At 50.0% G+C, this 268-nt stretch carries 1 protein-coding gene; it reads left to right on the forward strand.

The window, feature by feature from the left end; genetic code table 11:
* Nucleotides 1-242: sensor histidine kinase (locus AC2Q9J_RS18005; RefSeq protein ID WP_499042062.1), on the forward strand; the 242-nt coding region annotated here is incomplete at its 5' end.
* Nucleotides 243-268: the final 26 nt, after the last annotated feature.

Consider the following 268-nt stretch of genomic DNA (forward strand, 5'->3'; position numbering starts at 1 on the left):
CGGAAATACGTGACGAAGCTCGAGGCATCCCGAAAGAAGATTTAGACAAATTGACGGAACGCTTCTATCGTGTCAATAAATCACGGGCACGAAAAGATGGCGGGACCGGCCTCGGTTTGGCCATTGCGAAGCACATTATCGAGCGTCATGAAGGGTCTCTTCATTTCAGCTCTGAAGTCGGACAAGGAACGACTGTCACTGTCGGACTGCCGCTTCTACCTGACGATGAATTTGATATGTAAATAGGCAGCCGCGATGGCTGCCTTTT

This window comes from Planococcus sp. RAB007_Raresut, assembly GCF_057369535.1.